Genomic DNA, 26641 nt, shown 5'->3' on the forward strand with positions numbered 1-26641 from the left:
GAGAACAGCATGCACACCCCCGAGAACGAAGCCCTCCGCCGCGACGCCGCAGACCCCGGCCACCGGCACCTGTTCCACATCCCACCCGCCGACGGCGGGCGCTACCCCGACACGGCGTACCTGGCGGGCAACTCGCTCGGCCTGCAGCCCCGGGCCACCCGGGACGAACTCCTCGCCGACCTGGACGCCTGGAGTCGCCTGGGCGTCGAGGGACACCTGGAGTCGGAGCGGCCCTGGCTGCCGTACCACGAGCTGCTGACCGCACCGGCCGCCCGCCTGGTCGGCGCGCTGCCCGCGGAGACCGTGGTGATGAACTCCCTCACGGTGAACCTGCACCTGCTGATGGTCAGCTTCTACCGGCCGGCGGGCGAGCGCACCCGCATCGTCATCGAGGACAGCGCGTTCCCCTCGGACAGCTACGCCGTGCGCAGCCAGGCCCGCTTCCACGGCCTGGACCCGGACACCACTGTGGTACGCCTCAAGCCGCGCCCCGGCTCGGACACGCTCGGCACCGAGGACGTGCTGGACTTCCTGGCCCGCGAGGGCCACACGGTGGCGCTGCTGATGCTCGGCGGCGTGAACTACCTGACCGGCGAGCTGATGGACATCCCCGCCATCACCGCTGCCGGCCGGGCCGCGGGCGCGGTGGTCGGCTGGGACCTGGCGCACGCCGCCGGCAACGTGCCGCTGGCGCTGCACGACTGGGACGTGGACTTCGCCGCCTGGTGCTCGTACAAGTACCTCAACTCCGGCCCTGGCGCGCTGGGCGGCGTCTTCGTCCACGAGCGGCACCTCGGCGACCCGTCGATCCCGCGGTTCGAGGGCTGGTGGAGCACCGAGGCGGCCACCCGGTTCGAGATGACCCCGGTGTCCCGGCCGCCCGCCACAGTGGAGGCGTGGCAGATCTCCAACCCGCCGATCTTCGCGATGGGCCCGGTGCGTACCTCGCTGGAGCTGTTCGACTCCGTCGGCATGCCCGCGCTGCGCGAGCGCAGCCTGCGGCTCACCGCCTGGCTGGAGCAGCTGCTCGACGAGGTGACGCCGGGCCGCCCGCTGACAGTGGTCACCCCGCGCGACCCGGCCCGCCGCGGTTGTCAGCTCTCGGTGCGGATCGGGGTGGGCAGCGCGAACGAGCTGACCAAGCGGCTGCGGCACGAGCACGGCGTGGTCGCCGACGCCCGGGAGCCGGACATCGTCCGGTTCGCGCCGGTGCCGCTGTACTCCTCGTACCACGACTGCTGGCGGGTCGCCGAGGCGCTGGCGGCAACGTTTGAGAAGGAGGGCTCGTGAGCGAGCGCGACGAGATCGCCGTGGTCGGCGCCGGGCTGGCCGGCTGTCTGCTGGCCTGCTACCTGGCCCGGCGCGGCTACCCGGTGGCCCTCTACGAGCGGCGGCCCGACCCGCGTACCGGCACCGCCGAGCGGGGCCGGTCGATCAACCTGGCGCTGTCCGAGCGTGGCCTGGACGCGCTGCGCCGCATCGGCCTGGAGGACGAGGTCATGGCGGACGCGCTGCCGATGCGCGGCCGCATGATCCACCCGGTCGAGGGCGAGCCGGAGTTCCAGTCCTACAGCGGATCCGGGGACCGGGCGATCAACTCGATCAGCCGGGGCGCGCTGAACAACGCGCTGCTCGACGCCGCCGCCGCGCTGCCGAACGTGCGCGTCGCGTTCGACCACCGGCTGGTCGGGCTCGACCCGCTCGGCGGCGAGATGACGTTCGAGACCCCGCAGGGCAAGGTCACCGCCACCGCCTCGGTCGTCCTCGGCGCCGACGGCGCCGGCTCCGCGGTGCGTGGGCAACTGCTCGCGTACGGCGGCCTGACCGAGAGCCTGGACTTCCTCGACTACGGCTACAAGGAGCTGACCATCCCGCCGCTGGGCGGGGAGTTCGCGCTCGACCCGGGCGCGCTGCACATCTGGCCGCGCGGCACCTCGATGATGATCGCGCTGCCGAACCCGGACCGCTCCTTCACCTGCACGCTGTTCTGGCCCACCCACGGCACCCGCAGCTTCGCCTCGCTGAGCAGCCCGGCGGCGATCGAGCAGTTCTTCGCCACCCACTACCCGGACCTGGTCCCGCTCGCGCCGAACCTGGTCGACGACTACCAGCACAACCCGGTCGGTGTGCTCGGCACCGTGCGCTGCACGCCGTGGCAGGTGGCAGGCAGGGTCGGCCTGATCGGCGACGCCGCGCACGCCATCGTGCCGTTCTACGGCCAGGGCGCGAACTGCGCGTTCGAGGACGTGGTCGAGCTGGACCGCTGCCTCGACGAGTGCGACGACGAGTGGGCCGCCGCGCTGCCGCTGTTCCAGCACCGCCGCCAGGACAACGCCGAGGCGATCGCCCGGATGGCGCTGGCGAACTTCGTGGAGATGCGGGACAAGGTCGCCTCGCCGGTGTTCCGGACCCGCAAGCAGGTCGAGCACGCGCTGGAGCGCGCGCTGCCCGGCCGCTACGTCTCCCAGTACGAGCTGGTCTCGTTCTCCACCACCCCGTACGCGCAGGTGCGCCGCCGGGTGCGCGCGCAGTACGCGGTGGTCGGCGCGGTAGCGGCCGGCGCGGTCGCGCTGCTGGCCGGCGGTGTCCGCGCGGCGCTGGGGAGGCGGCGATGACGCTCTGGGATCCCCGCCTGATGACCGGCCACGCGCCGGACGGTCCCGGCCTGCTGCGCAACTTCGTCGGCGGCGAGTTCGTCGACGTCGGCAGCCGGTTCACCAAGCGCAGCCCGGTCACCGGCGAGCCGGTGTTCGAGGTGGTCGAGGCGTCCCAGTCGACAGTGGACGACGCGGTCGCCGCGGCCCGGTCGGCGCTGCGCGGCCCGTGGGGCCGGATGGGGGAGCGGGAACGCGCCGAGGTGCTGCGCCGGGTCGCCGACGAGCTGGAGCGGCGCTTCGACGACCTGGTCGCCGCCGAGGTCGCCGACACCGGCAAGGCCATCTCGCAGGCCCGTACGCTCGACATCCCGCGCGGCGCTGCGAACTTCCGGGCGTTCGCCGAGATCGTGGCCACCGCGCCCACCGAGTCGTTCACCACTGTCACCCCGGCCGGTGGCCGGGCGCTGAACTACGCGGTCCGCAAGCCGGTCGGCGTGGTCGCGGTGATCGTGCCGTGGAACCTGCCGCTGCTGCTGCTCACCTGGAAGGTCGCCCCGGCGCTGGCCTGCGGCAACGCCGTGGTGGTCAAGCCCAGCGAGGAGACCCCCGCGTCGGCCACGCTGCTGGCCGAGGTGATGGCCGCGGCGGGCGTGCCCGACGGCGTGTTCAACCTGGTGCACGGCTTCGGCCCCGGCTCGGCCGGCGAGCACCTGACCCGGCACCCGGGCGTGGACGCGATCACGTTCACCGGCGAGTCGGCGACCGGCAGCGCGATCATGCGCGCCGCCGCCGACGGGGTGAAGGCGGTCAGCTTCGAGCTGGGCGGCAAGAACGCCGGCCTGGTGTTCGCCGACGCCGACCTGGACGCGGCGGTCGCCGGTTCGGTGCGGTCCAGCTTCACCAACGGCGGCCAGGTGTGCCTGTGCACCGAGCGCATCTACGTGCAGCGGCCGGTGTTCGAGGAGTTCACCGCGCGGCTGGCCAAGCGCGCCGACGAGCTGGCGTACGGCTGGCCGGACGACGAGGCCACGGCGAACATGCCGCTCATCTCGCACGGGCACCGGGACAAGGTGCTCGGCCACTACGCGCTGGCCCGCACCGAGGGCGCCGAGGTGCGCGCCGGTGGGGGCACGCCGCGCTTCGGGGACGCCCGCGACGGCGGGGCGTACGTGCAGCCGACGGTGCTCACCGGACTCGGCCCGGACGCCCGCACCAACCAGGAGGAGATCTTCGGCCCGGTGGTGCACGTCGCGCCGTTCGACGACGAGGACGAGGCGTTCGCGCTGGCCAACGGCACCGCCTACGGCCTGGCGGCGACGGTGTGGACGCGGGACGTGGGCCGGGCGCACCGGGCCGGCGCCCGGCTCGACGCCGGCATCGTCTGGGTCAACACCTGGTTCCTGCGCGACCTGCGCACCCCGTTCGGCGGGGTGAAGGCGTCGGGTGTGGGCCGCGAGGGCGGCGTGCACTCGCTCGACTTCTACTCCGAACTCACCAACGTCTGCGTGGACCTCACATGAGCGCGCGGACTGGCGCGGGCGCGCGCGGTGGGCAGAATGGCCGGAATCCCCAGCGACGTAAGCGAGGAGCCGCCATGACCGTGGACATCGAGGCCGCCAACCGGGAACTCGCAGTGGCCCGGCAGGACGGGAAACCCTGCCCGCCGCTGCGCGGCCGGCTGCTGCCCGAGGGCGACATCGAGGCCGCGTACCAGGTGCAGCAGGTCTACACCCGGCAACGGCTGGGCAAGGGACACCGCCGCGTCGGCGCGAAGATCGGCCTGACGTCGCGGACCGTGCAGGAGAGCTTCGGCGTCTTCCAGCCCGACTTCGGGGTGCTGTTCGACGACATGGCCGTCGGCGACGGCGTCGAGGTGCCGATCGGCCGGCTGCTCCAGCCGCGGGTGGAGGCGGAGATCGCCTTCGTGCTCGGCGCGGACCTGCCGGACGAGCGGGTCACCACAGTCGACCTGATCCGGGCGGTGGACCACGTGCTGCCGGCCATCGAGATCGTCGACTCGCGGATCGCCGACTGGGACATCTCCATCGTGGACACGGTGGCTGACAACGCCTCCAGTGGGCTGTTCGTGCTCGGCACCGCGCCCCGGCGGCTCGCCGACGTGGACCTGCGGCTGTGCGGCATGGTGCTGGAGCACGCCGGTGAGCCGGTCTCGGTCGGCGCGGGCGCGGCCTGCCTCGGCAATCCGCTGCACGCGTTGCAGTGGCTGGCCGCGACCATGGCCCGGGCGGGCGACCCGCTCAAGGCGGGTGACGTGGTGCTCTCCGGCGCGCTCGGCCCGATGGTGCCGGTCACGCCCGGCGCCGCGTACGAGGCGCGCATCTCCGGGCTCGGCTCGGTGCGTACCTGTTTCTCCTCGGAGGGAACGTCATGACTGTCGGAGTGGCGGTGCTCGGGTCGGGCAACATCGGCACCGACCTGATGATCAAGGTGTTGCGGCTCAGTGAGAGCCTGCGCATGGTGGCGATGGCCGGCATCGACCCGGCCTCGGACGGTCTGGCCCGGGCCCGCCGGCTCGGCGTGACCACCACCGCCGAGGGCGTCGACGGCCTCGTGGCGCTGCCCGAGTTCGCGGACGTCCAGCTCGTCTTCGACGCCACCTCGGCCGGCGCGCACAAGCGTCACGACGAGGTGCTGCGGGCGCACGGCCGTACCGTCGTCGACCTGACGCCCGCGGCGATCGGCCCGTACGTGGTGCCGCCGGTGAACCTCGACGAGCACCTGGGCGAGCCGAACGTCAACATGGTGACCTGCGGCGGCCAGGCCACGGTGCCGATCGTGCACGCGGTCGGCCGGGTCACCCCCGTCGCGTACGGCGAGATCGTCGCCTCGATCGCCTCGAAGTCGGCCGGGCCCGGCACCCGGGCCAACATCGACGAGTTCACCGAGACCACCGCCCGCGCCATCGAGGTGGTCGGCGGCGCCGAGCGCGGCAAGGCCATCATCGTGCTGAACCCGGCCGACCCGCCGCTGCTCATGCGTGACACGGTCTACTGCCTGTGCCCGGACGCCGACGCCGACCGGGGCGCGATCGCCGCCTCGGTGGCCGACATGGTGAAGGCCGTGCAGGAGTACGTGCCCGGCTACCGGCTCAAGCAGGACGTGCAGTTCGACGCCGTGGACACGTACGCGCCGGTGCTGGGCCGGCACTTCACCGGCCTCCAGGTGTCGGTGTTCCTGGAGGTCTCCGGCGCCGGGCACTACCTGCCCGCGTACGCCGGGAACCTGGACATCATGACGTCGGCCGCGCTGCGTACCGCGGAGCGGCTGGTGGCGCTGCGTTCCCCGGAGGTGAGTGCCCGATGACCGACCTCTACATCCAGGACGTGACGCTGCGCGACGGCATGCACGCCGTCGCCCACCGCTACACGGTCGATCAGGTGCGTACCATCGCCGCCGCGCTCGACGCGGCCGGTGTGGCGGCGGTCGAGGTGGCGCACGGCGACGGCCTGGCCGGTTCCAGCGTCAACTACGGGCACGGCGCCGCCGCCGACGCGGACTGGATCGCCGCCGCCGCCGAGGTGCTGACCACCGCGCGGCTCACCACGCTGCTGCTGCCGGGCATCGGCACCATCGCCGACCTGAAGGCGGCGAAGGCGCTCGGCGTGACCAGCGTCCGGATCGCCACCCACTGCACCGAGGCGGACATCTCCGCCCAGCACATCGCCTGGGCCCGGGAGAACGACATGGACGTCTCCGGGTTCCTCATGATGTCGCACCTCAACGACCCGGCCGGGCTGGCCGCGCAGGCCAAGCTGATGGAGTCGTACGGCGCGCACTGCGTCTACGTCACCGACTCCGGCGGGCGGCTGCTGATGTCGGACGTGGCGCAGCGCGTCGACGCGTACCGGCAGGTGCTGGAACCCCAGACGCAGATCGGCATCCACGCGCACCACAACCTGTCGCTGGGTGTGGCGAACAGCGTGCTCGCGGTCGAGCACGGCCGGATCCTCGGCGACGGCCCGCTCGGCTCGCCGTCCGGACGGACCGTCCGGGTGGACGCGTCGCTGGCCGGTATGGGCGCCGGCGCGGGCAACGCGCCGCTGGAGGTGTTCGTGGCGGTCGCCGAGCTGCACGGCTGGAAGCACGGCTGCGACGTGTTCGCGCTGATGGACGCCGCCGACGACCTGGTCCGCCCGTTGCAGGACCGGCCGGTCCAGGTGGATCGGGAGACGCTCTCCCTGGGGTACGCGGGTGTCTACTCCAGCTTCCTGCGCCACGCCGAGCGGGCCTCGGCCAAGTACGGCGTGGACGTCCGCTCGATCCTGGTCGAGCTGGGCCGTCGCCGGATGGTCGGCGGCCAGGAGGACATGATCGTGGACGTGGCATTGGACCTGGCGGGTAGGGAGAACTCATGATCGGGCCGGACATCGCCGGCATCGCGGAGAAGCTGGGCGCGGCGGCCGACGACGCCACCGCGATCCCGCAGCTGGCCGCCGAGACCGGCCTCGACGTCGACGCCGCGTACGCGGTGCAGACCGCGCTGGTCAAGCGCCGCCTCGACCGGGGTGAGCGGCTGGTCGGCCTCAAGATGGGGCTCACCAGCAAGGCCAAGATGGCGCAGGTCGGCGTGGACGAGGTGATCTGGGGCCGGCTGACCGACGTGATGCGGGTGCCCGACGGCGGCGGCGTCGACGTCGGCGACTTCATCCACCCCCGGGTCGAGCCGGAGGTGGCGTTCCTGCTGGACCGGCTGCCCGACCCGGGCGAACCGGTCGGCTCGTTCACCCGTGCCGTCCGCGCGGTCGCCCCGGCGATCGAGCTGATCGACTCCCGGTACGCGAACTTCACCTTCTCGCTGCCGGACGTGATCGCCGACAACACCTCGGCCGCCGCGTTCGTGGTGGGGCCGTGGTCGCCGGTGCCGGACGGGCTGGACAACCTCGGCGTGCTGCTGGAGATCGACGGGCGGGTGGCGCAGGTCGGCTCGACCGCTGCCATCCTCGGCGACCCGCGCCGCGCGCTGGACGAGGGGCTGCGGCTGGCCGGCCGGCACGGCGTACGACTGCGCAAGGGCTGGGTGTTCCTGGCCGGCGCGGCCACCGCCGCGGTGCCGCTGCGCCCCGGTGCGCACGTCCGCGCCACTGTGGAGAAGCTGGGATCCGCCTCTCTGAAGGCTCTCTCGTGAGCGCGAGGAGTGAGCCGGGTCTGCGAGCCCCGCAGTCGCGAACGGAAAGCGGCCCGGTGAGCGCGAGGAGTGAGCCGGGTCTGCGAGCCCCGCAGTCGCGAACGGAAGGCGGTTCTGCCGTGACCGCCCGGGTGGTGGCTGGGAAGGCCGTGCCGCGGGGCGCGTTCCCGCACGTCAAGGTGGCCGGCGGGTTCGTCTACGTCTCCGGTACGTCGTCGCGCCGGACGGACAACACGTTCGCCGGGGTGTCGGTGGACGAGTTCGGCACCACCGACCTGGACATCCGGGAGCAGACCCGGGCCGTGGTCGAGAACATCCGCGACCTGCTCCGCTCGGTCGGCGCCGACCTGAACGACCTGGTGCAGGTCACCAGCTACCTGGTCAACATGAACGACTTCGGCGGCTACAACGAGGTGTGGGCGGAGTTCTTCGACGTCACCGGGCCGACCCGGACCACAGTCGCCGTGCACCAGCTTCCGCATCCGCATCTGCTGATCGAGATGCAGGCCGTCGCCCTACTTCCGTCGGGAGGTTCCCATGAGTGAGATCGCCGAGCCGTTCAGCTTCTCCGGCTGGATCGGCGAGAACCAGCACCTGCTCAAGCCCCCGGTGGGCAACAAGGAGATGCTGCCCGGCAGCGACGACTTCATCGTCATGGTGGTGGGCGGCCCGAACCAGCGCACGGACTTCCACGTCGACCCGTACGAGGAGTTCTTCTACCAGGTCAAGGGCAACATGCACATCAACCTGATGCTGCCCGAGGGCCCGCGTACGGTGCACGTGCGCGAGGGGCAGATGTGGATGCTGCCGCGCAACACGCCGCACTCGCCGCAGCGTCCCGAGGCCGGCTCGATCGGCATGGTGATCGAGCGGGTCCGCGAGGAGGGCACGCTGGAGAAGTTCCAGTGGTACTGCGGCGAGTGCCACCACGAGGTGCACGAGGTGGAGTTGCAGGTCCGCGACATCGCCGCCGACCTGCCCCCGGTCTTCGCCGCCTTCTACGCCGACGAGAAGGCCCGTACCTGCGACAACTGCGGCGCGCTGCACCCGGGCAAGGGCTGACGCGTGCCGGTCGTGGACGTGCACACGCACGTCGTACCGAAGGGGTGGCCGGACCTCGCCGCGGCGTGCGGCGGGTCCGGCTGGCCCTGGCTGCGGGTGGACTCCGAGCGCGCCGCCATGGTCATGGTGGGGGAGACGGAGTTCCGCCCGATCGGCGCGCAGTGCTGGGACGCGCCGACCCGGCTGGCCGACATGGAGGCCGACGGCGTGGACGTGCAGGTCGTCTCGCCCACCCCGGTGTTCTTCAGCTACGACCGACCGGCCGACCAGGCGGTCAAGGTGGCCCGGATCTTCAACGACCTCACGCTGGAGGTCACAGCGGCCGGCAACGGCCGGCTGGTGCCGTTCTGCCAGGTGCCGTTGCAGGACCCGGACGCGGCCTGCGCCGAGCTGGACCGCTGCCTGTCGGCGGGGCACGCCGGCGTGGAGATCGGCAACCACGTCGGCGACCGGGACCTGGACGACGAGGGCATCGTGCAGTTCCTGACCCACTGCGCCGAGGTCGGCGCGCCGGTGTTCGTGCACCCGTGGGACATGCCCGGCGGCCCCCGGCTGGACCGGTGGATGGCCCGCTGGCTGACCGGGATGTCGGCCGAGACGCACCTGTCGGTGCTCGCGCTGATCCTCGGCGGCGTGTTCGACCGGGTGCCGGACACGCTGCGGATCTGCTTCGCGCACGGCGGCGGCAGCTTCCCGTTCTGGCTGGGCCGCGCCGACAACGCCTGGCACCGCCGCGGAGACCTGGTGCGCGGCGCGTCCAGCGCGCCGCCCAGCTCGTACGTCGACAGGTTCCACGTCGACTCGGTGGTCTTCGAGCCGGCCGCGCTGCGGCTGCTCGTGGACACCATGGGCGCCGAGCGGGTGCTGCTCGGCAGCGACTACCCGTACCCGCTGGGGGAGCGGCCGGTCGGCCAGGTGGTGCACCGGGCGGACTTCCTCACCGACGCGCAGCGGGACGCGTTGCTCGGCGGCAACGCGCTGCGGTTCCTCGGCCGCTGACGAACTCCGGGTGCGTCTGCCGAGGGCAGACGCACCCGGAACGGCTCAGGAGTGCGGGCAGGTGTCCCGGTACTCCTCGATCGCGGTGCCGCGAGGCGCCGGGCAGAGGAACTGCTCGTAGCGGGTGTCGTCGTCGACGAACCGCTTGAGCCACGAGATGCTGTATTTCGCGACTGTCACGTTCGGCGAGGTCGGCGCCGAGTGGCTGGCCGCGTTCAACTCCAGGTACGCCTTGTCCAGTGTGGCCGGCAGGCTGGTGTAGAACGGCTCCGAGTGCGACGACACCGGTGCCACCGAGTCGTTCTCGGCGCCGATGACGAGCGTCGGCACGCGTACCGACGACCAGTTCTTCGTCGTGTGCCAGCCGGTCAGCGGGATCGCCGCCTGGAGCGCGGGCCGGGCGTTCGCCGCCGACAGGCTGCCGCCGCCGCCCATCGAGTGCCCCATCACGGCGAGCCGGTTGCGGTCGATCCGGGTACGTACCGCGCTGGTGTTGGTCAGGTAGTCCAGGGCGGCCAGGAGCTGGGTGCCGCGGCTGGCCGGCTGGTCGTAGACGGAGAGGGTGTCGATGGTGATGACCACGAAGCCCTGCGAGGCCAGCCGCGGCCCGAGCCAGGAGACTGCCGACTGGCCGGCGGTGAAGCCGGGGGAGATCGCGACCGCGCCGAACGTGCCCTCGGCGGTGCTGGTCGGGTAGTAGATCGTGCCACCGCGGAAGCCGCTGACGCTCGATGCGGAGACGGTGGTCTGGGCGGTCGCGAACGGGCCCCGGGTGGCCTCGATGGAGGCGGTGGTGGGCGCGGGGCCGCGCTCGTAGGGGTTCGCGGCCAGCGCTGCCGCCGGCCCGCCGTCACCGGCGCCGGCCGGGGTCACCGGCAGGGCGGCGAGGCCGGCGGCGGTCAGGGCGAGGGCGAGCAGGGGGCGCAGGGCGCGCGGAAGCCGGGACGGGCGGTCCGGTGTGCCGGGTGCGTGGTGCACAGCGTGCTCCTCGGGGTGGTGGGGGCGGCCTTCAATCGACTTGCGTCGATCTCCACATCCTGCGCGTCACGCCCGCCCGGCGGACCATCCCGAACCGGTCATGTCACCCGCATATGGACCGGCCGCCGCGGGCCGGATCACCCGGATGTGGACCTGCCGCCGGACGTGTCGCCCGGCCTCCCGGCCGCCGGACCGGCAGGATGGACGGCATGGCCGAGCCGCACGACCTGACCGCGCTGGAGCAGGCCGCCGCGATCCGCCGGGGCGAGCTGTCCAGCCTGGAACTGGTCGAGCACCACCTGCGCCGGGTCGAAGGGCTCGGCGACACCGTCGGCGCGTTCGTCACAGTCACCGCCGAGCAGGCCCGGAGCGCCGCCCGTGCCGCCGACGCGCTCGCGGCCGAGGGACGCGGCCCGCTGCACGGGGTGCCGACCGCGATCAAGGACCTCACGCTCACCGCCGGGGTCCGCACCACCTTCGGCTCCGCGGCCTTCGCCGACTTCGTCCCACCCGTCGACGCCGACGTGGTCCGCCTCCTGGCCGACGCCGGCCTGGTCAGCCTCGGCAAGACCACCACCTCCGAACTCGGCTGCTCGCTCTACTCGGAAGGGCTGGTGGCGCCGCCGGCCCGAAACCCGTGGGACCTCGCGTACACCGCGGGCGGGTCCAGCGGCGGCGCGGCAGCAGCGGTCGCCGCCGGGCTGGTGCCGGTGGCGCAGGGCTCCGACGGCGGCGGCTCGCTGCGCATCCCGGCCGCGCTCTGCGGCCTGGTCGGCTACAAACCCAGCCGGGGCATGGTCTCCGGCGGGCCGCTCGGCTTCGGCGGCTTCGGGCTGCCGGTGAACGGGCCGATCGGCCGCACCGTCGCCGACGTGGCCGCGCTGCTCGACGTGCTCGCCCGCCCGGTGCCCGGCGAGCCGTACCTGCCGCCGGCCGCGCCTGCCGGCGGCTACCTCGGCGTCACCCGCGCCGCCCGCGTCACCGGCCCCGGCCGGCTGCGCGTCGGCCGCTTCACCACGCCGATGCTCGCCGACGAACCGGTCCACCCGGACTGCGTGGCCGCCGTCGACCGGGCCGCCGCGCTGCTCACCGACGCCGGCCACGAGGTGGTCGACGTCCCCGCGCCGCTCGGCCCCGAGGTGTGGCCGCTGTTCGAGACCGTCTGGTACGCGCTGGCTGTCACCCCGGTCCCGGCCGGGCGGGAGGGCGACCTGCTGCCACTGACCCGTTACCTGCGCGAGCGTGGCGAGGCGCTCGGCGCGGCCCAGCTGATGGCCGCGCTCGGCGAACTCCAGGCGCAGGTACGCCGTGGCGTACGCCGTACCGCCGGGTGTGACCTGCTGCTCTGCCCGACGCTCGCGGCCCCGCAGGCGCCGGTGGGCGCGTTCGCCGCCCTCGAACCGGCAGAGGACTTCGACCGGCAGCGGCGCTTCTCGCCGTACTGCGCGGTCTTCAACGTCACGGGTGATCCGTCCGTTTCGTTACCTCTCGGACGGACCACCGACGGGCTTCCGGTCGGTGTGCTCCTCACCGGCCGGTACGGCGACGACGCGACACTGCTCGCCACTGCCGCGCAACTGGAGTACCGGAGTGACGGATGGGATCAGCACCCCGCAATCTGGCGGGCCGCCGACTCCGCTAACGTGAACATCACAAGTGACGTGGGGCGCGACCGGTCCTGACCGGCCGACCCGCACCATTCCTGGTCTCTCTTTCCGCCTGGGGGCGTTGGGATTGTCTGTTACCGAGACGTTGGTGGTCTTCGTCGGCATCCCGGCCGCCGCGGTGCTGCTGATCGCCGCCCTGGCGGCCGTCGGCAGCCGCGGCAACGGTGGCGGCGCCAAGCGCTACCGGCCGGGCCGGCCCTTCGACTTCACTCCGGTCTGGTTCCTGGGCCGTCCGGAGCAGCTGGCCGACTCGGCCGGCACGGCGCTGGCCGCCGGGGCGCAGGCGCCGGCGTTGACCAGCCGCAAGCAGGAGCAGGCCGGCCGGGAGGCGCCGGCCGGTGGAACCGGAGGCGCAAGTGACCGTTGGTGAAGCGCGGCCCACGACGGGGACGGGCACCCCGCCCGAGGTGCTGGACGGACCGTTCTCGACCCGTCAGCTGCTCCGCATCGACGAGGCCCTGCGCCTCGCCGACCAGGGCACCGGTCTGGTCTTCTCGGTCTACGTCGGCGGCCTCGACGAGCCGATCCGGGAGCACGCCGAGCGGCTGCACCGCCAGCTCGCCGACCCGGACCGCTCGGTGCTGATCGCGGTGTCGCCCAACCAGCGGCAGCTGGAGATCGTCACCGGCAAGTACGCGCGCAAGCGCATCCCGGACACGTACGCCAAGCTGGCCGCGCTCTCCATGGTGGCCTCCTTCGGCGGCGGCGACCTGGCCGGCGGCATCATCCAGGGCCTCGACCAGCTCGCCAGCCACGCCGGCAAGGGCTGATCCCCGCCCGCACACACGACGAAGCCCGGCCCCGCGTACGCGTGGGCCGGGCTTTCTCGTGTCAGCGGGGCTGGCCCACGACGACGGCCGGGGCCGGCGCGGAATGCCACCCGCGCCGGCCCCGGCCGACGTGCCTCACTCAGGCGCTGCGCGCGTCCCGCTCCCGGGCCTTCAGCGCGCGGACCACGCCGTCGCGGCCCTCGGCGACCAGCCGCCGCAGCGACGCCGGCCGGCCGTCCTGGGCCAGCCACGCGTCGGTGGCCGCGACGGTGTCCTCCTCGACCAGGTGCGCCGGGTAGGCGAGCTGCACGAACTCCTGCGCCGGCTCGCTGTCGCGCTGCGCCCACACCTGGTCCACCGTGGCGAAGTACCGCTCCCGGTAGGGCGCGGTCAGCTCGACCTGCGCCGCGTGGGTGAAGCCCTGCAACAGCGCCCGGTTGCGCCAGTTGGGCAGCGCGTCCGGGCCGGTGAGCAGCGCCCACACCGCGGCCTTGTTCTCGACGGTCGGCACCAGCGCGTGCGCGTACGCGGCCTCCCGCTCGCCGCTGGCGGTACGGTCGCCGGCCAGCTCCGCGTCCACGTCGGCGGCACCGGCTGCGCCGTTGGCGACCAGCGACTGGAGCACCGTCCAGCGCAGCTCCGTGTCGACGGTCAGCCCCTCCGGCACCCCGTTGCCGTCCAGCCAGCCGCGCAGCGTGGCCAGGTCCTCACCGGAGCGGGCCGACGAGGCGTACGACCGGGCCCAGGCGAGCTGGAAGCCGCTCCCCGGCTCGGCCGCCGCAAGCGCGGTCCGCGCGGTACGGGCCAGGTCGGCCCAGCCGGTCGGCGCCCACGCCGGGTCGGCGTAGAAGGTGAGCGCCGTGGTCGCCTGCCGCAGCGTGGCCGTCACCAGGTTGATGTCGGTCTCGGCGGTCAGCCCGGCCAGCACCAGCGCCACGTAGTCGCGGGCCGACAGCTCGGCGTCGCGGGTCATGTCCCAGGCCGCGGTCCAGCACAGCGCCCGGGCCAGCGACGAGTCGAAGCCGGCGATGTGCTGCACCACAGTGGCCATCGACCGCTCGTCCAGCCGCAGCTTGGCGTACGTGAGGTCCTCGTCGTTGAGCAGCAGCACGTCGGCGGCCGGCTTGCCGTGCAGCTCGGACAGCTCGGTCAGCTCGCCGGTCACGTCCGTCTCGATCAGCTCGCGGCGCACCAGCCGGCCGTCGGTCAGGTCGTACAGGCCGACGCCGATGCGGTGGGTACGCAGCGTCGGGTAGGCCGACGGCGCCTCCTGCCGGACCACCACCCGCTCGTACGTGCCGTCGGCGCCGATGGTCACCTCCGGGCGCAACGTGTTGACCTGCGCGGTCTCCAGCCACTGGGCGGCGAACTTGCGCAGCTCCCGGCCGGAGGCCGCCTCCAGTTCGGACAGCAGGTCGTCGAAGGTGGCGTTGCCCCAGGCGTACTTGCCGAAGTAGGCGCGCAGGCCGGCCAGGAACGGCTCCTCGCCCACGTACGCGACGAGCTGCTTGAGCACGCTCGCGCCCTTGGCGTACGTGATGCCGTCGAAGTTGACCTCGACGGCCTCCAGGTCCGGCATCTCGCAGTAGACCGGGTGGGTGGAGGAGAGCTGGTCCTGCCGGTAACCCCAGTTCTTGCGGATCGACAGGAACGTGGTCCAGGCGTCGGTGAAGCGGGTGGCGTGCGTGTTGCACCAGTGGCTGGCCCACTCAGCGAACGACTCGTTGAGCCACAGGTCGTTCCACCAGCGCATGGTGACCAGGTCACCGAACCACATGTGCGCCAGCTCGTGCAGGATCGTGTTGGCGCGCTGCTCGTACTCGAAGTCGGTGACCTGCGAGCGGAAGATGTAGTGCGACTCGGCGTGCGTGACGCAGCCGAAGTTCTCCATCGCGCCGGCGTTGAAGTCCGGCACCCAGAGCTGGTCGTACTTGGGCAGCGGGTAGCGCACCCCGAACTTCTCCTGGAAGAAGTCGAAGCCCTGCGTGGTGATCAGGTGCAGGTCGTCGGCGTCCATGTGCGGGGCCATGCTGGCCCGGCAGAAGTAGCCCATGTCGATGCCGTCGTGGGTGCGCCGCACCTCGTGGTACGGCCCGGCGCAGAGCGCGGTGATGTAGGTGCTCATCCGCTCCGACACGGTGAAGTGCACCGTCTTCAGGCCCTCACCGGCGGCCTCCTCGCGGGCCACCGGCATGTTCGACACGACCCGCCAGTGGTCCGGGACGGTGGCGTGCCAGGTGTAGACGCTCTTCAGGTCGGGCTGGTCGAAGCAGGCGTAGACCTTCTGCGCGTCGGCGGTCTCGAACTGGCTGTAGAGGTAGGTCTCGCCGTCCACCGGGTCGACGGTCCGGTGCAGACCCTGCCCGCTGTTGGAGTAGCCGAAGTCGGCGTCGACCACCAGCACGTTCTCGGCGGCCAGGCCGCTGAGCGTGAGTCCCTTCTCGGCGGACCAGCCGGACAGGTCCACCGGCTCGCCGTTGAGTGTGGCCGACCGCACCGATTCGGCGGCTGTCTCGATGAACGTGGTCGCCCCCGGTTCGGCGCAGCGGAACCGGACCTCGGTCACCGAGCGGAACGTGCGACCGGTGGGCTGCACCGCGGTCGACAGGTCAAGGCTGATGTCGTACCCGGTCACCTCGAGCAGGCGGGCCCGCTCCGTCGCCTCGACCTGGGTCAGGTTGCGCACTCCCGGCACTGTTCGTCTCCATCCCACTCGTCTCGCCGCGCCCCGCGGCGCCGGTTCTGCCCGGCCGCTCGTGACGGCCCGTCGAGAACCGAGTCTTCCATGCACGGACCGCTCCCGGTGGTCGAGGTCACGCTCTCATTCCGGTACCGGTCGACGGGGTACGGGGTGAGGATCGGAGGTGACCGCGCCGGGTCCCCGGCGCGACGATGCCGTGAAGGGAAAACACCGTGACCGAACGTGTCACCGCGGACATGTGGTTCGACCCGCTGTGCCCGTGGGCGTGGATCACCTCCCGTTGGCTGCTGGAGGTCGAGCAGGTCCGGGATGTGGACATCCGGTTCCACGTGATGAGCCTGTCCGTGCTCAACGACGGCCGGGAGCTGCCGGAGGAGTACCGGGACCTGATGCGCGACGGCTGGGGCCCGGTGCGGGTGTGCATCGCCGTCGAGCAGGCGCACGGCGCCGAGGCGCTGGCGAAGCTCTACACCGCGATGGGCACCCGGATCCACCTCGGCAAGGAGGGCCTGGGCCGGGACATGCTGGTGGGTGCGCTCACCGAGGTGGGCCTGGACCCGGCGCTCGCCGACGCGGCCGAGTCCACCCAGTACGACGAGGCGCTGCGGGCCAGCCACGAGGCGGGCATGCGGCCGGTCGGCACCGACGTGGGCACCCCGGTGATCCACGCCCCGGGTCCGGACGGCGGGCAGGTCGCCTTCTTCGGCCCGGTGATCACCCCGGCGCCGAAGGGCGAGGCGGCCGGCCGCCTCTGGGACGGCGTGCTGCTCGTCGCCGGCACCCCCGGCTTCTACGAGCTGAAGCGCACCCGGGAGCAGGGCCCCATCTTCGACTGAGGGGTAAGGAAGGGCCCCTTCTTAACGCCTCCGGTAGAGGAAGGGCCCCTTCTTAACACCGGCAGCACGCCCCGAGCCCCGCACCCGCCCGTCACCGGGCCGGTGCGGGGCTCGTTTCACCGGGTGTCCCAGCCGACGGCCCGCGGGGCCGCAACACGGCAGCTCCTGGAGGCGTTCCCATGGCCAAGCACCGCCACATGTCCGACGACGCGCCGCGGCAGGCGACCGAGGACTCCGGTGCGACGTACTGGTCGGTGACCGAGAGCCACTGGCCGGCCGGCCCGGCCGAGGTGGCCGACCTGCTGGCCCCGCCGATCGTGGTCGGCGTGGCCCGGGTGGTGGCCACCTCGCGGATGACACCGCCGGGCGAGACCGGCCGCCCCGGCCGCGCGCCGTCGCGGCCCGGCGCCGCCGCCCACCCGGCCGCCGCGGGGGCGACGACGGTACGCCTCAACGCCGGCTCCCGCCCCGCCCCGGCGACCCGCCGCCCGACCCCGGGCCGGCACCGCAACTCCACCGCCTGAGCTGCCCTTCCCGGCGTTAAGAAGGGGCCCTTCCTCTACCGGAGGCGTTAAGAGGGGGCCCTTCCTTTCACCTGGTGGTAAGCGGGTGAGTCCGGCGGCGGCGCCGATCGGGGCCCGGGTAGCGTCAGCGGACATGACGGTCGTGCATCCGATCACCCGGGCCTGGATCACCACTGGCGGCACCGGCGCGCAGAACTACGACGAGTTCGCCGACGACGCGGAGATCACCTCCATCGTCGAGGCGAATCCGCACAGCGCCCTGGGCATCGAGATGCCCCACCGGGCGCCCGGCAGCCTCGGGAAGTCCTTCCTCGACGCGCTGCCGGACGCGGTGGCGCGCCTGGCCGAGGCGAAGGCGGACGGCAGCTACACGCCCGCCGAGCAGGTGGTGGTGCTCTACCGGATCAGCGCGCCGGGCGAGGAGAGCGCGTACGGGCTGTGGGCCATGGTCGACACCGACCAGATCTCCACCCGCGCCGACGAGCCGGGCCTGGTGATCCGCAACGAGGACGTGTTCATCGCCAAGGTGCGCGAGCGCGTCGCCCTGGCCGAGGCGCTCGGTCACCTGCTCTCGCCCGTACTCCTGCTCCAGACCGGTAGGGGCGACGAGCTGCACGCCGCGCTCGCGGCGGCGACCGACGCGGCCGGCGCGCCCGCCGCGACGGACGTCGACCAGTCCGGCCGGACGCACGCGATCTGGCTGCTCGGGCCGGGCCCGGCGCAGGACGAGCTGACCGCGCTGGCCGGCGGCGGGGAGCTGGTGGTCGCGGACGGCAACCACCGCAGCCTGGCCGCGCAGACCGGCGGTTTTCCGCGCTTCCTGGCGGTGATCACCACGCCCGCGTCGGTCGCCATCCAGCCCTACAACCGGCTGGTCAGCGAGCTGACCACCACGCCGGACGAGCTGCTCGACCGGCTGCGCGCGGCGGGCGCGGAGGTCACCCCGGTGGACGGGCCGGTCGACGTGCCGGCCACCGGCGGCGTCGTGCACCTCTACCTCGGCGGCCGGGGGTACGCGGTGACGCTGCCGCACGTCGGCGCCGCCCGGCTGGAGAACCTCGACCACGCGCTCGTCGAGCGCCTGCTGCTGCGCGACGCGCTGGGCCTCGACCCGGGCGACAAGCGGATCACGTACGTGGGCGGCGACTACCCGGCGAGCTGGCTCGTCGGTGAGGTGGACGCCGGCCGGGCCGAGCTGGCGGTGCTCGTCGCGCCGGTGACTGTCGACGACTTCGTCGCGGTGAACCTGGCCCGGGAGAAGATGCCGCGCAAGAGCACCTGGTTCACCCCGAAGGCGCGGGCCGGCCTGGTCGTGGCCGAGCTGCCGCACTGACCGTGTGACGAATCCGCCTCCGGGTCGCCGCCCGCGCGCCGGCCCGGAGGCGGGCCTGTCAGACTGCGCGGTATGCGCGTCTACCTGGGATCCGACCACGCCGGTTTCGAGTTGAAGGTGCACCTCGCCAACCACCTGGCCAAGCAGGGCTACGAGGTGGTCGACGTGGGACCGCACGTCTTCGACCCGGACGACGACTACCCGGCGTTCTGCCTGCACACCGGTGACCGGGTGGTCGGCGACCCGGGCAGCCTCGGCGTGGTGATCGGTGGCTCCGGCAACGGCGAGCAGATCGCCTCGAACAAGGTCGCGGGCGTCCGGGCGGCGCTCGCCTGGAACGTCGACACCGCCCAGCTGGCCCGCGAGCACAACGACGCGAACGTCGTCGCCATCGGCGCCCGGCAGCACACGCTGGACGAGGCCACAGCGCTCGTCGAGGCGTTCCTCACCACGCCGTTCTCCGGCAACCCCCGGCACAGCCGGCGCATCGAGCAGGTGGCCGCCTACGAGCAGAGCCGCCGCCTGCCCGAGCTGCCCGCCTGAGCGGACGCCTCCGGCTCACCGCCCGTTGCGGGGCAGCTCCTCGCGCGGCACCCAGTTGCGGCGGATGAGCACCACGCGCTGCTCGGCCTCGGCGAGGTCGTCCTCGGTGGGGCGGGCGGCGTCCCGTGCCCGCAGCGCGGCCGTCACGCTCACCTGCGACGAACCGGAGCCGACCAGCCCGCGCAGCCCGCGCTCGCCCTCCTCGGCGGGCGCGGCGGCGCGGCGTCCCCGGGGCTCCGGCTCGCCCGGCCGGCCGCCGCGCGGTGACCGGGGCGCCACGTCGTCGTGTACCGGTGTCGTACTGGCAGTGGTGCCGCCGGTGCCCGTGCCGTCGGCACCGGTACCGGCACCGGTTCCGGCGGTCTCCGTCGGCGGGGCGGCCTCGCCGTGATGCCGCAGCCGCCGTCGCCGTCGCTCCGCCTCACCCATCCCCCGACCGTACCGCCCCCACACCCACCCGCACCCCCTCCGGGCGCACCCGTGCCCCCACCCGCGCGATCATGAAGTTGGCCGGGACAAACCGGACGGTTCATGCCGCCAACTTCATGATCGCCGGGGCGGCCGGGCGGCCGGGCGGGCGGGGCGGCCGGGCGGGCGGGGCGGGGGTGAGGGCTAGAAGACCTCCATGGGGGAGGGGGTGCGGTGCCAGGTGAAGGCGGGGGTGAGCGCGGCCAGCGTGTGCGGGATCAGCTCCCGGACGCGGCCGGCGGCGGCCAGCGCGTACGGGTTCGCGCCGCCGAGGTACAGCTCGCCGAGAGCGCGTACGTCACACGCCAGCCCGGCCGGGGCGGTGGTGGGCGTGCACTGCGCGCCGTCGCGTCCGCCGACCAGCCGCCAGCGGCCGGTGTTCTCCTTCAGCAGCTCGTCGGTGACCTCGATCACCACGTCGACGTCCGTGGCGTAGCGCCGGGCGGCGAGCGCGGCCGGCACGTCCACCACCCGTACCCAGAGCGCGTCGGCGAGCTGCGGGGAGAGCTGGCGGGGCTCGTCCACCAGCCGCAGCAACGGCTCGTCCAGGGCCGCGATCGGGAACGACAGCCGGCGGGTCAGGTCGACCGAGAGCAGCAGCCGCCACAGCGCCGTGTACGCCTCGGGCGTCGCCGCCACCACCTCGCCGACCTGCACCTCGGCCTGCGGCCCGGTGGCCGACGAGCTGTCCTTCGTCCGGTAGAGCGCGTACCCGTCGAGGCCCTCGGCGCCTTCGTGCAGCAGCACCCGGCGCTCGGTGGCACCGCCCCGGTGCGCCTTGAGGTCCGCCAGCACGTACGACCACCAGCGCTCGTCGCGCCGGGACCAGCCGGGACGCTCGGTGCGGACCCGCTCGTACAGCCGGGCCAGCTCGTCCCGGTGCGCGTCCGGACGGCCCAGTCGCAGCCTGCCCTCGGCGGGCGCCGGTGCGGGCAGCCGCAGGCCGGTGGTGTCCACCGACAGCACGTAGCGCGGGGCCGCGGACCCGTAGCCGAAGCGGGGGTAGATGCGGCCCTCGCTGGCCCAGAGCACCGCGATCGGCTCGCGGCCGGCGTCGCGGACGTCCCGCAGCTGGCGCCGCATCAGTGTGGTGAGCAGGCCGCGCCGCCGGTGCGTCGGCGCGACCGCGACCATCGTCACGTGCGCGGCCGGCAGGTCCGCGCCGGGCACCGCGAGGTCGCGGCTGAACGCGGCGGCGTGCGCCACCGCCGTGCCGCCGTCGCGGACCAGCAGCGACCGGTCCGGCTCGAAGATCGGGCGTTCGAGCGCCTGCACCTCGGGGTCGAGATCGCCGTGGAAGGCCAGCGCCAGCAGCGCCGCGATGTCGTCGAAGTCCTCGGCCCGGGATACCACCACGTCAGTCACGGCACGTGTGTATCGCACCGCGATGGGGGTCGGCACCCTATTTGCGGGCTGGCTACCCTCGGAACCGAGGCCGGAATCGGTCGAGGGGGAGGACGAAGATGGCGGACCAGACACAGCCGTGGGCCGAGCGCACCGTGGAGGTGCCGCCCCAGCCGGGGGTGGTGCCCCCGCAGCGGGACGCGTTCCAGCGCGGGGTGGCGGCGGTCGGTCAGCCGCGCCCGTCGCGTACGCCCCGTACCGAGCAGTTCCCCACCGTCGAGCACGGCGACTGGGCGGCGGAGCCGGCGCCCCGCCGGCCGATGAGCTGGCACCTGGCCCAGGCGCGCAAGGGCGGGGAGCTGAGCGCCGCCGGTGCGCTGTTCGCGTTCGTGTGCTGGGGCATCTGGGCGATCTCCGGCCGGGGCAACCTGGTCGCCCCGCTGCTGACGTTCGTGCTCAGCCTGCTCACCGCGGTCGGCCTGTTCGCGCTGGCCCGGCTGCTCGGCCGGCTGATCCTGGAGCGGCAGTTCGGCCGGGTGCGCCGCAGCGCCCGGGGCGCCCACCTGGTCACCGCGTTGTTCCTGGTCGGCGTCGGTGTGGCGTATCTCCAGCAGACCGAGTGGGTGGTCTCCGCCTGGAACTGGGTGACCGGCAACTGAGCCGACAGGTCGTCCGTCCGGTACGCGCCGGACGGACGACCCGGGGCGTCGGTGTCAGAAGGTGGTCGGCGCGCCAGCCGTCTGGCAGGCGGCGTTGATGTCCTTGCTGGCCTTCTCCATGGCGGGGTTGTCGGCGGCGGTGCCCGGGTCGGCGGCCGCGCCCGCCTTGCCGGCCTCCGCGCCGAACTCCTTCAGGGCCGTGGCCGCCTTGCCGTCGCCGGCGGTCGCGGCGAGCTCGGTCACCCGGTCACCGAGTTCGGTCAGGATCGCGCCGGTCTTCTTCGTCAGGTCGCCGCCCGCCTGCACGACGGTCATGAGCTTCGCCCGCATGTCCTTGTTGATCTTCTCTGCGGCGGTGCAGAGTTCCTTGTCGCTCATCGCGGCCGCCGACGGCGAGGGGGCCGCCGAGGAGGGTGCGGCGGAGGCCGAGGTGGCTGCCGGCCCGGCCGTGGTCGAGGGCTTCTCGTCGCCGCACGCGGCGAGGCCCAGCACGGCACAGGTCAGGAGGATCGGGAAGATCCGGTTCGTTTTCACGTCTGGGCACGCTAGTCGATGCCCGTCATTGATCAAACTCGGTTTGCCCCGGTCGGCCCCGGGATGCGCGGGCGGGCGGCATTCGCGCCGCCCGCCCGCGTGCCCGGCCGCGGTACGCCGCGACACCGGTCGTCGCTCCACCAGGACCGTGCTGCCTTACCCCGCCCCGCGGGCTTCATCCGTCGCCCGTTGGGCTGAGCCGTCGCCGCTGCTCGTCGGCCTTCGGCGACGCGACCCGGGCCGCCGGGTCCTCGACGCCCGGGCCGCCGGAACGACAGGCGACGGGTACCGCCCACCGCCGTGAGCGGCCGTTCAGCGAGCCGGGGTGTGCTTCCGGCGCACCGGACCCGTCCGGCCGTCGTGCCTGCGCGTCGCCGCGGAGCAGCATGACGGCATGGGCGCGTATCGATCAGCGTACGAGCGGAGCATCGCCGACCCGGCCGGCTTCTGGCGGGACGCGGCGGCCGACATCGACTGGGTCATCCCGCCGGAGCGCATCCTCGACGACTCGGCGGCGCCGCTGTACCGCTGGTTCCCCGACGGGGTGCTGAACACCTGCCACAACGCGCTGGACCGGCACGTCGCCGCCGGGCGTGGCGACCAGCCCGCGTTGATCCACGACAGCCCGGTGACCGGCGCGGTACGTACCCTCACCTACGCCGAACTGCTCGCCGAGACCGCCCGGTTCGCCGGGGCGCTGCGGCGTCTCGGCGTCGGCCGGGGCGACCGGGTGCTGCTCTACCTGGCGATGGTCCCGGAGGCCGTGATCGCCATGCTGGCCTGCGCCCGGATCGGCGCGGTGCACTCGGTGGTCTTCGGCGGCTTCGCCGCGCACGAGCTGGCCGTCCGGATCGACGACGCGCGGCCGAAGGTGGTGGTGGCGACCTCCTGCGGCATCGAGGCCGACCGGGTGGTGCCGTACCATCCGATCCTCGCCGCTGCGCTCGACGAGGCCGCGCACGCGCCGGAGCGCTGCGTGGTGGTGCAGCGCCCGCAGGAGCCGGCCCCGCTGGTGCCCGGCCGCGACCTGACCTGGGCCGAGGTGATGGCGGACGCGGAACCGGCGCCGTGCGAGCCGGTGGCCGCCACCGACCCGCTCTACGTCCTCTACACCTCCGGCACCACGGGCCGGCCCAAGGGCGTGGTGCGGGACAACGGCGGGCACGCGGTGGCGCTGCGGTGGTCGATGCGCAACGTCTACGGCATCGAGCCGGGCGAGGTCTTCTGGGCCGCCTCCGACGTGGGCTGGGTGGTCGGCCACTCCTACATCGTGTACGCGCCGCTGCTCACCGGCGCGACCACCGTGCTCTACGAGGGCAAGCCGGTCGGCACCCCCGACGCCGGGGCGTTCTGGCGGGTCGCCGCCGAGCACCGGGTGGCCGCCCTGTTCACCGCGCCCACCGCGATCCGGGCGATCCGCCGGCAGGACCCGGACGGCAGCCACATCTCCCGGTACGACCTGAGTGCGCTGCGTACCCTCTTCCTCGCCGGTGAGCGGCTGGACCCGGACACCTGGGCCTGGGCGGGGGAGCGGCTCGGCGTACCGGTGGTCGACAACTGGTGGCAGACGGAGACCGGCTGGCCGGTGGCGGCCAACCCGCGCGGCCTGGAGCCGCTGCCGATCAAGCCGGGGTCGCCGTCGGTGCCGGTGCCGGGCTACGACGTGCGCGTGGTCGACGGTGCGGGCCGGGACGTGCCCCCCGGCACGGACGGCTCGATCGTGATCCGGCTGCCGCTGCCGCCCGGCTGCCTGCCCACGCTCTGGGGTGACGACGAGCGGTTCGTCCGCTCCTACCTGTCCACGTTCCCGGGTCACTACCTGACCGGCGACGGCGGCCGGTTCGACGAGGACGGCTACCTGTACGTGATGGGCCGCACCGACGACGTCATCAACGTGGCCGGGCACCGCCTGTCCACAGGCGCGATGGAGGAGGTCCTGGCGACGCACCCGGCGGTGGCCGAGTGCGCGGTGATCGGCGTGGCCGATGCGCTCAAGGGGCAGGTGCCCAGCGGGTACGTGGTGCTCAAGGCCGGCGCCGACGTGGACCCGGACGCGCTCGCCGCCGAGCTGGTCGCGCTGGTCCGGCAGCGGATCGGCCCGGTGGCCGCGTTCCGCCGGGTGACAGTGGTCCCGGCACTGCCGAAGACCCGGTCCGGGAAGATCCTCCGCCGCACCATGCGGGGCCTGGTGGAGGGGCGCGACGAGCCGGTCCCGGCGACCATCGACGACCCGGGCGCGCTCGCCGTGTTCCGCGACCTCGGCACCGCGGACTGAGCCAGGCAGGGCCGACCCGCCCCGGACGAGCTGAAGCGGTCCCCGGCCGGACTCCACCGGCCGGGGACCGCTTGCGGTCAGCGCCGGACCGGGTTGCCGGCGGCGTAGTCGCGGGCGACGCGGACCAGTTCCACCAGGCCGCCGGCGTACTCCTGCGCCTCGGCGTGCGCCTCGTCGAACGGCGGCTGGAAGCCGACGCCGTCCCACTGACCGGTGGTCTCGTTCCACCTGTCGTTCCCGACCTCGAAGTCCCAGGCGAAGATGCCCAGCTCGTAGTAGAGCTGGTCGGCCGAGTTGCCGGCCGCCGAGTAGAGCACGTCGGCGACCGGGCCGGTCTGCGACGGCCAGGTGACGGTGCCGCGCTCGGCCGCGATCGCGCCCACGATGCGCCGGGCGCTGCCCAGGAAGAGTGTCGACTCGTCGATCGACGGGCGCGGCAGCGTCACCCGCCCGTCGGCCTTGTACGCCCCGGGCGGCCACATGAAGTAGCCGCCGTACGAGTGCACGTTCATCGCGAACTTGATGTTCGGGTGGGCCTTGGCCAGGTCGATCACGTTGCGGCTCTCCGGCTCGGACAGCTCCGCCGTGCCCGCGTAGTTGCCGGACAGGCAGTTGGCGCTCGCGCCCACGTACCCGTCGAACAGGGATCCGACCGTGTAGTTGCGGTTGACGTCGACGCCCCACATGGTGCGGTTCTTCGGGTCACGGGAGGCGCCGGTGCAGTGGTTGACCAGGTTCTTGCGCTGGAAGTTGTAGTCGTGGAACGAGTAGTTCGCGCCGTCCGGGTTCACAGTCGGGATGACGAACACGTCCACCTGCTCCAGCAGCTTGCGGGTCGCCGCGTCGGTACGCGCGTTCGCCAGCAGCCGCTCGGCGAACTCCAGCGTGACGAGCGGGGTCGCCCACTCGCGGGCGTGCTCCTGCGAGTACGCCAGCACACCGATCCGGGAGCCGTCGCGGTGCTTGCCGATCCGCAGCGCCTGCACCGTCCACGGCCGGGCCGGCACCTCGGTGCCCTGCAAGCCGTCGTCGAGGCGTACCGGCCCGGCCACCGGCATCGGCAGCCCCGCCGAGCCGTCCTCCACGCTGGCCCGGAAGCGGGCGCCCCGCGGGGCGTTGATCAGGGCGGCGACGTCGTCGGTGGTGCTCGTGACCTTGCCCGCGCCGTCGGTGGCCAGCGAGATGGTCAGCACCCGGTCCCGGTAGCGCATGTTCAGCGGCCGGTTCGGCCGGCCCGGGTCGACGGTGCGTACCTGCACGCCGTTCATGCCCTGGTCGCCGAAGCGGACCGACTCCACCACCACGGCGGCGGCCGCCGGGTCGCCCAGGTAGGCGGCGGCGGTCCGGCGGTATCCCTGGGTCTTGTTCGGCAGGTCGATGACGTCCACCAGGTCGCGGTACTGGCGGCCGAGCCGGGCGATGCGCGCCTTGATGTCGACGGGCGTCAGGTAGGCGTCGATGAAGTCCTTCTGATAGCCGGCCGGCTGCGGCGGCGGGGTCGCGTTCGGCCAGAGCGACGGCGTCACCGGCCGGCTCGTGCCGCCCAGCGTGGAGGTGGCAGTGAGCTGCACCGGACGGCTCGGCACGGGCTGCGGCAGCGCGTAGTGGTACTGGTACTCGCCCGAGTCCTCGAAGCGGTACAGCGGGAACGAGCCGGTGGCACCGTCGGCCGTCCGCCAGCTCACAGTGATCTCCACGTCCGGGTCGTCGGTGGCGGTGGTGGCGACCTGGGCCTGGAGGAACGTCCGGCCGCCGGTGGTCCACCAGTACGCCTGGAGGAACTGGAGCGTGTCGACAGCGGCGGCGCCGCTCGTACGCAGCCCGGCGCGGGTGCGCTCCTGCGCGGCGCGGCGGCTCTCGGCCAGGTGCCGGGCCCCGTCGTCGGCGCGCTGCACCACCTGCACGGCGGTGGCCCCCTGCCGGGTGAGGTCGGCGAGCTGCCGTCCGGTGAGGACCAGGTCGGCGGTCCATTCGCCGTCGCGCGAGCGGGGACGGTTGGCCAGGTCGGCGCCGCCGGCGACCAGGCGGTCGAGCTGCGCCCGGTCGGCGAGCCGCACGCGGACCAGCGCGGTCTCGGTGGGGGCGAGCGTGATCGCGGGGGAGGGCGGTGCGGCGGCGCCCGGCCCGGGATGGGCCAGCGCCGCGGCGATCAGGATGCTGGTGGTGGCGAGTGCGGTCCACCGTCGTCGGACGAACACGGGGCCT

General features: G+C 73.4%; 25 protein-coding genes. 19 read left to right on the forward strand and 6 right to left on the reverse strand.

The genetic code is table 11. The annotated features are described in order from the left end of the window. Nucleotides 1–9 precede the first annotated feature (9 nt). The 10 genes from kynU (at nucleotide 10) to ML5_RS16715 (ending at nucleotide 9804) form a co-directional block, all read left to right on the forward strand. The gene (kynU, locus tag ML5_RS16670; protein WP_013475467.1) at nucleotides 10–1290 is read left to right on the forward strand and encodes a kynureninase; all 1281 of its coding nucleotides are present in this window, start codon (nucleotides 10–12) and stop codon (nucleotides 1288–1290) included. Next, nucleotides 1287–2615, forward strand: a complete 1329-nt coding sequence (locus ML5_RS16675; protein ID WP_013288065.1) for an NAD(P)/FAD-dependent oxidoreductase — start codon at nucleotides 1287–1289, stop codon at nucleotides 2613–2615. The genes kynU and ML5_RS16675 overlap by 4 nt, the downstream gene beginning before the upstream one ends. A 20-nt stretch (nucleotides 2616–2635) precedes the next feature. Beyond that, the gene (locus ML5_RS16680; protein ID WP_041784551.1) at nucleotides 2636–4117 is read left to right on the forward strand and encodes a 2-hydroxymuconic semialdehyde dehydrogenase; all 1482 of its coding nucleotides are present in this window, start codon (nucleotides 2636–2638) and stop codon (nucleotides 4115–4117) included. Nucleotides 4118–4191: 74 nt separating this feature from the next. After that, nucleotides 4192–4989, forward strand: coding sequence for a 2-keto-4-pentenoate hydratase (locus ML5_RS16685; RefSeq protein ID WP_013475469.1), 798 nt, complete (start codon nucleotides 4192–4194; stop codon nucleotides 4987–4989). Beyond that, complete coding sequence (locus ML5_RS16690) at nucleotides 4986–5921, forward strand: acetaldehyde dehydrogenase (acetylating) (protein WP_013288062.1); 936 nt, start codon at nucleotides 4986–4988, stop codon at nucleotides 5919–5921. Before ML5_RS16685 ends, ML5_RS16690 begins: the two co-directional genes overlap by 4 nt. Then, nucleotides 5918–6973 (forward strand): 4-hydroxy-2-oxovalerate aldolase, encoded by a 1056-nt coding sequence (dmpG, locus tag ML5_RS16695; RefSeq protein ID WP_013475470.1) that lies wholly within the window; start codon nucleotides 5918–5920, stop codon nucleotides 6971–6973. Before ML5_RS16690 ends, dmpG begins: the two co-directional genes overlap by 4 nt. Further along, nucleotides 6970–7743 (forward strand): 2-keto-4-pentenoate hydratase, encoded by a 774-nt coding sequence (locus ML5_RS16700; protein ID WP_013288060.1) that lies wholly within the window; start codon nucleotides 6970–6972, stop codon nucleotides 7741–7743. Before dmpG ends, ML5_RS16700 begins: the two co-directional genes overlap by 4 nt. A 119-nt stretch (nucleotides 7744–7862) precedes the next feature. Continuing rightward, complete coding sequence (locus tag ML5_RS16705; RefSeq protein WP_013475471.1) at nucleotides 7863–8288, forward strand: RidA family protein; 426 nt, start codon at nucleotides 7863–7865, stop codon at nucleotides 8286–8288. After that, nucleotides 8281–8805, forward strand: coding sequence for a 3-hydroxyanthranilate 3,4-dioxygenase (locus tag ML5_RS16710; RefSeq protein WP_013475472.1), 525 nt, complete (start codon nucleotides 8281–8283; stop codon nucleotides 8803–8805). The genes ML5_RS16705 and ML5_RS16710 overlap by 8 nt, the downstream gene beginning before the upstream one ends. A gap of 3 nt (nucleotides 8806–8808) precedes the next feature. Next, nucleotides 8809–9804: an amidohydrolase family protein gene (locus tag ML5_RS16715; protein WP_013475473.1), complete on the forward strand. Its 996-nt coding sequence runs from the start codon at nucleotides 8809–8811 to the stop codon at nucleotides 9802–9804. Nucleotides 9805–9849: 45 nt separating this feature from the next. Here the strand turns inward: ML5_RS16715 and ML5_RS16720 are convergent, their stop codons facing one another. Next, nucleotides 9850–10782 (reverse strand): dienelactone hydrolase family protein, encoded by a 933-nt coding sequence (locus ML5_RS16720; RefSeq protein WP_013288056.1) that lies wholly within the window; start codon nucleotides 10780–10782, stop codon nucleotides 9850–9852. 209 nt (nucleotides 10783–10991) lie between these two features. On the opposite strand from ML5_RS16720, the gene ML5_RS16725 reads away from it, so the two are divergent. The 3 genes from ML5_RS16725 (at nucleotide 10992) to ML5_RS16735 (ending at nucleotide 13219) form a co-directional block, all read left to right on the forward strand. Beyond that, nucleotides 10992–12464, forward strand: a complete 1473-nt coding sequence (locus tag ML5_RS16725) for an amidase (RefSeq protein WP_013475474.1) — start codon at nucleotides 10992–10994, stop codon at nucleotides 12462–12464. A gap of 70 nt (nucleotides 12465–12534) precedes the next feature. After that, nucleotides 12535–12819 (forward strand): hypothetical protein, encoded by a 285-nt coding sequence (locus tag ML5_RS16730; protein WP_026268244.1) that lies wholly within the window; start codon nucleotides 12535–12537, stop codon nucleotides 12817–12819. Beyond that, the gene (locus tag ML5_RS16735) at nucleotides 12806–13219 is read left to right on the forward strand and encodes a DUF5130 family protein (protein WP_013475476.1); all 414 of its coding nucleotides are present in this window, start codon (nucleotides 12806–12808) and stop codon (nucleotides 13217–13219) included. Before ML5_RS16730 ends, ML5_RS16735 begins: the two co-directional genes overlap by 14 nt. 139 nt (nucleotides 13220–13358) lie before the next feature. Here ML5_RS16735 and pepN read toward each other — a convergent pair whose 3' ends face one another. Further along, complete coding sequence (gene pepN, locus ML5_RS16740) at nucleotides 13359–15905, reverse strand: aminopeptidase N (protein WP_030273313.1); 2547 nt, start codon at nucleotides 15903–15905, stop codon at nucleotides 13359–13361. 227 nt (nucleotides 15906–16132) lie between these two features. Here pepN and ML5_RS16745 point away from each other — a divergent pair, with 227 nt between their 5' ends. From ML5_RS16745 to ML5_RS16760, 4 genes are all read left to right on the forward strand, one after another. After that, nucleotides 16133–16756, forward strand: coding sequence for a DSBA oxidoreductase (locus ML5_RS16745; RefSeq protein WP_013475477.1), 624 nt, complete (start codon nucleotides 16133–16135; stop codon nucleotides 16754–16756). Nucleotides 16757–16935: 179 nt separating this feature from the next. Continuing rightward, on the forward strand, nucleotides 16936–17280 hold the full coding sequence (locus ML5_RS16750; RefSeq protein WP_013288050.1) for a hypothetical protein: 345 nt from the start codon (nucleotides 16936–16938) through the stop codon (nucleotides 17278–17280). 133 nt (nucleotides 17281–17413) lie between these two features. After that, nucleotides 17414–18613 carry a DUF1015 family protein gene (locus ML5_RS16755; RefSeq protein ID WP_013475478.1) on the forward strand — a complete coding sequence of 400 codons (1200 nt, stop codon included), beginning with the start codon at nucleotides 17414–17416 and terminating at the stop codon, nucleotides 18611–18613. A gap of 72 nt (nucleotides 18614–18685) precedes the next feature. Continuing rightward, nucleotides 18686–19156, forward strand: coding sequence for a ribose-5-phosphate isomerase (locus tag ML5_RS16760; RefSeq protein ID WP_013288048.1), 471 nt, complete (start codon nucleotides 18686–18688; stop codon nucleotides 19154–19156). Nucleotides 19157–19171: 15 nt separating this feature from the next. Here the strand turns inward: ML5_RS16760 and ML5_RS16765 are convergent, their stop codons facing one another. Continuing rightward, a complete protein-coding gene (locus ML5_RS16765; RefSeq protein ID WP_041784200.1) occupies nucleotides 19172–19585 on the reverse strand; it encodes a hypothetical protein in 414 nt (137 codons plus the stop codon). A 183-nt stretch (nucleotides 19586–19768) separates the two neighbouring features. After that, nucleotides 19769–20989 (reverse strand): GNAT family N-acetyltransferase, encoded by a 1221-nt coding sequence (locus ML5_RS16770; protein ID WP_236619221.1) that lies wholly within the window; start codon nucleotides 20987–20989, stop codon nucleotides 19769–19771. A 98-nt stretch (nucleotides 20990–21087) separates the two neighbouring features. Between ML5_RS16770 and ML5_RS16775 the strand changes: the two genes are divergently transcribed. After that, nucleotides 21088–21627 carry a hypothetical protein gene (locus tag ML5_RS16775; protein WP_013288045.1) on the forward strand — a complete coding sequence of 180 codons (540 nt, stop codon included), beginning with the start codon at nucleotides 21088–21090 and terminating at the stop codon, nucleotides 21625–21627. 54 nt (nucleotides 21628–21681) lie between these two features. On the opposite strand, the gene ML5_RS16780 is transcribed toward ML5_RS16775, so the two are convergent. Next, on the reverse strand, nucleotides 21682–22161 hold the full coding sequence (locus ML5_RS16780; protein ID WP_013288044.1) for a hypothetical protein: 480 nt from the start codon (nucleotides 22159–22161) through the stop codon (nucleotides 21682–21684). A gap of 364 nt (nucleotides 22162–22525) precedes the next feature. On the opposite strand from ML5_RS16780, the gene ML5_RS16785 reads away from it, so the two are divergent. Beyond that, entirely contained in the window at nucleotides 22526–24436 is a 1911-nt protein-coding gene (locus tag ML5_RS16785) for a propionyl-CoA synthetase (protein ID WP_255348700.1), read from the forward strand. Nucleotides 24437–24513: 77 nt separating this feature from the next. Here ML5_RS16785 and ML5_RS16790 read toward each other — a convergent pair whose 3' ends face one another. Further along, nucleotides 24514–26634, reverse strand: coding sequence for a M14 family zinc carboxypeptidase (locus ML5_RS16790; protein ID WP_013475482.1), 2121 nt, complete (start codon nucleotides 26632–26634; stop codon nucleotides 24514–24516). Between the last annotated feature and the right edge of the window lie 7 nt (nucleotides 26635–26641).

Source organism: Micromonospora sp. L5, from assembly GCF_000177655.2.
Taxonomy (GTDB): domain Bacteria; phylum Actinomycetota; class Actinomycetes; order Mycobacteriales; family Micromonosporaceae; genus Micromonospora; species Micromonospora aurantiaca.

Coding starts and splice junctions, on each gene's coding strand:
- kynU (WP_013475467.1), top strand. CDS start 10: ATGCACACCCCCGAGAACGAAGCCCTCCGCCGCGACGCCGCAGACCCC.
- ML5_RS16680 (WP_041784551.1), top strand. CDS start 2,636: ATGACCGGCCACGCGCCGGACGGTCCCGGCCTGCTGCGCAACTTCGTC.
- ML5_RS16685 (WP_013475469.1), top strand. CDS start 4,192: ATGACCGTGGACATCGAGGCCGCCAACCGGGAACTCGCAGTGGCCCGG.
- ML5_RS16690 (WP_013288062.1), top strand. CDS start 4,986: ATGACTGTCGGAGTGGCGGTGCTCGGGTCGGGCAACATCGGCACCGAC.
- dmpG (WP_013475470.1), top strand. CDS start 5,918: ATGACCGACCTCTACATCCAGGACGTGACGCTGCGCGACGGCATGCAC.
- ML5_RS16700 (WP_013288060.1), top strand. CDS start 6,970: ATGATCGGGCCGGACATCGCCGGCATCGCGGAGAAGCTGGGCGCGGCG.
- ML5_RS16710 (WP_013475472.1), top strand. CDS start 8,281: ATGAGTGAGATCGCCGAGCCGTTCAGCTTCTCCGGCTGGATCGGCGAG.
- ML5_RS16725 (WP_013475474.1), top strand. CDS start 10,992: ATGGCCGAGCCGCACGACCTGACCGCGCTGGAGCAGGCCGCCGCGATC.
- ML5_RS16750 (WP_013288050.1), top strand. CDS start 16,936: ATGGCCAAGCACCGCCACATGTCCGACGACGCGCCGCGGCAGGCGACC.
- ML5_RS16755 (WP_013475478.1), top strand. CDS start 17,414: ATGACGGTCGTGCATCCGATCACCCGGGCCTGGATCACCACTGGCGGC.
- ML5_RS16760 (WP_013288048.1), top strand. CDS start 18,686: ATGCGCGTCTACCTGGGATCCGACCACGCCGGTTTCGAGTTGAAGGTG.
- ML5_RS16765 (WP_041784200.1), bottom strand. CDS start 19,585: ATGGGTGAGGCGGAGCGACGGCGACGGCGGCTGCGGCATCACGGCGAG.
- ML5_RS16775 (WP_013288045.1), top strand. CDS start 21,088: ATGGCGGACCAGACACAGCCGTGGGCCGAGCGCACCGTGGAGGTGCCG.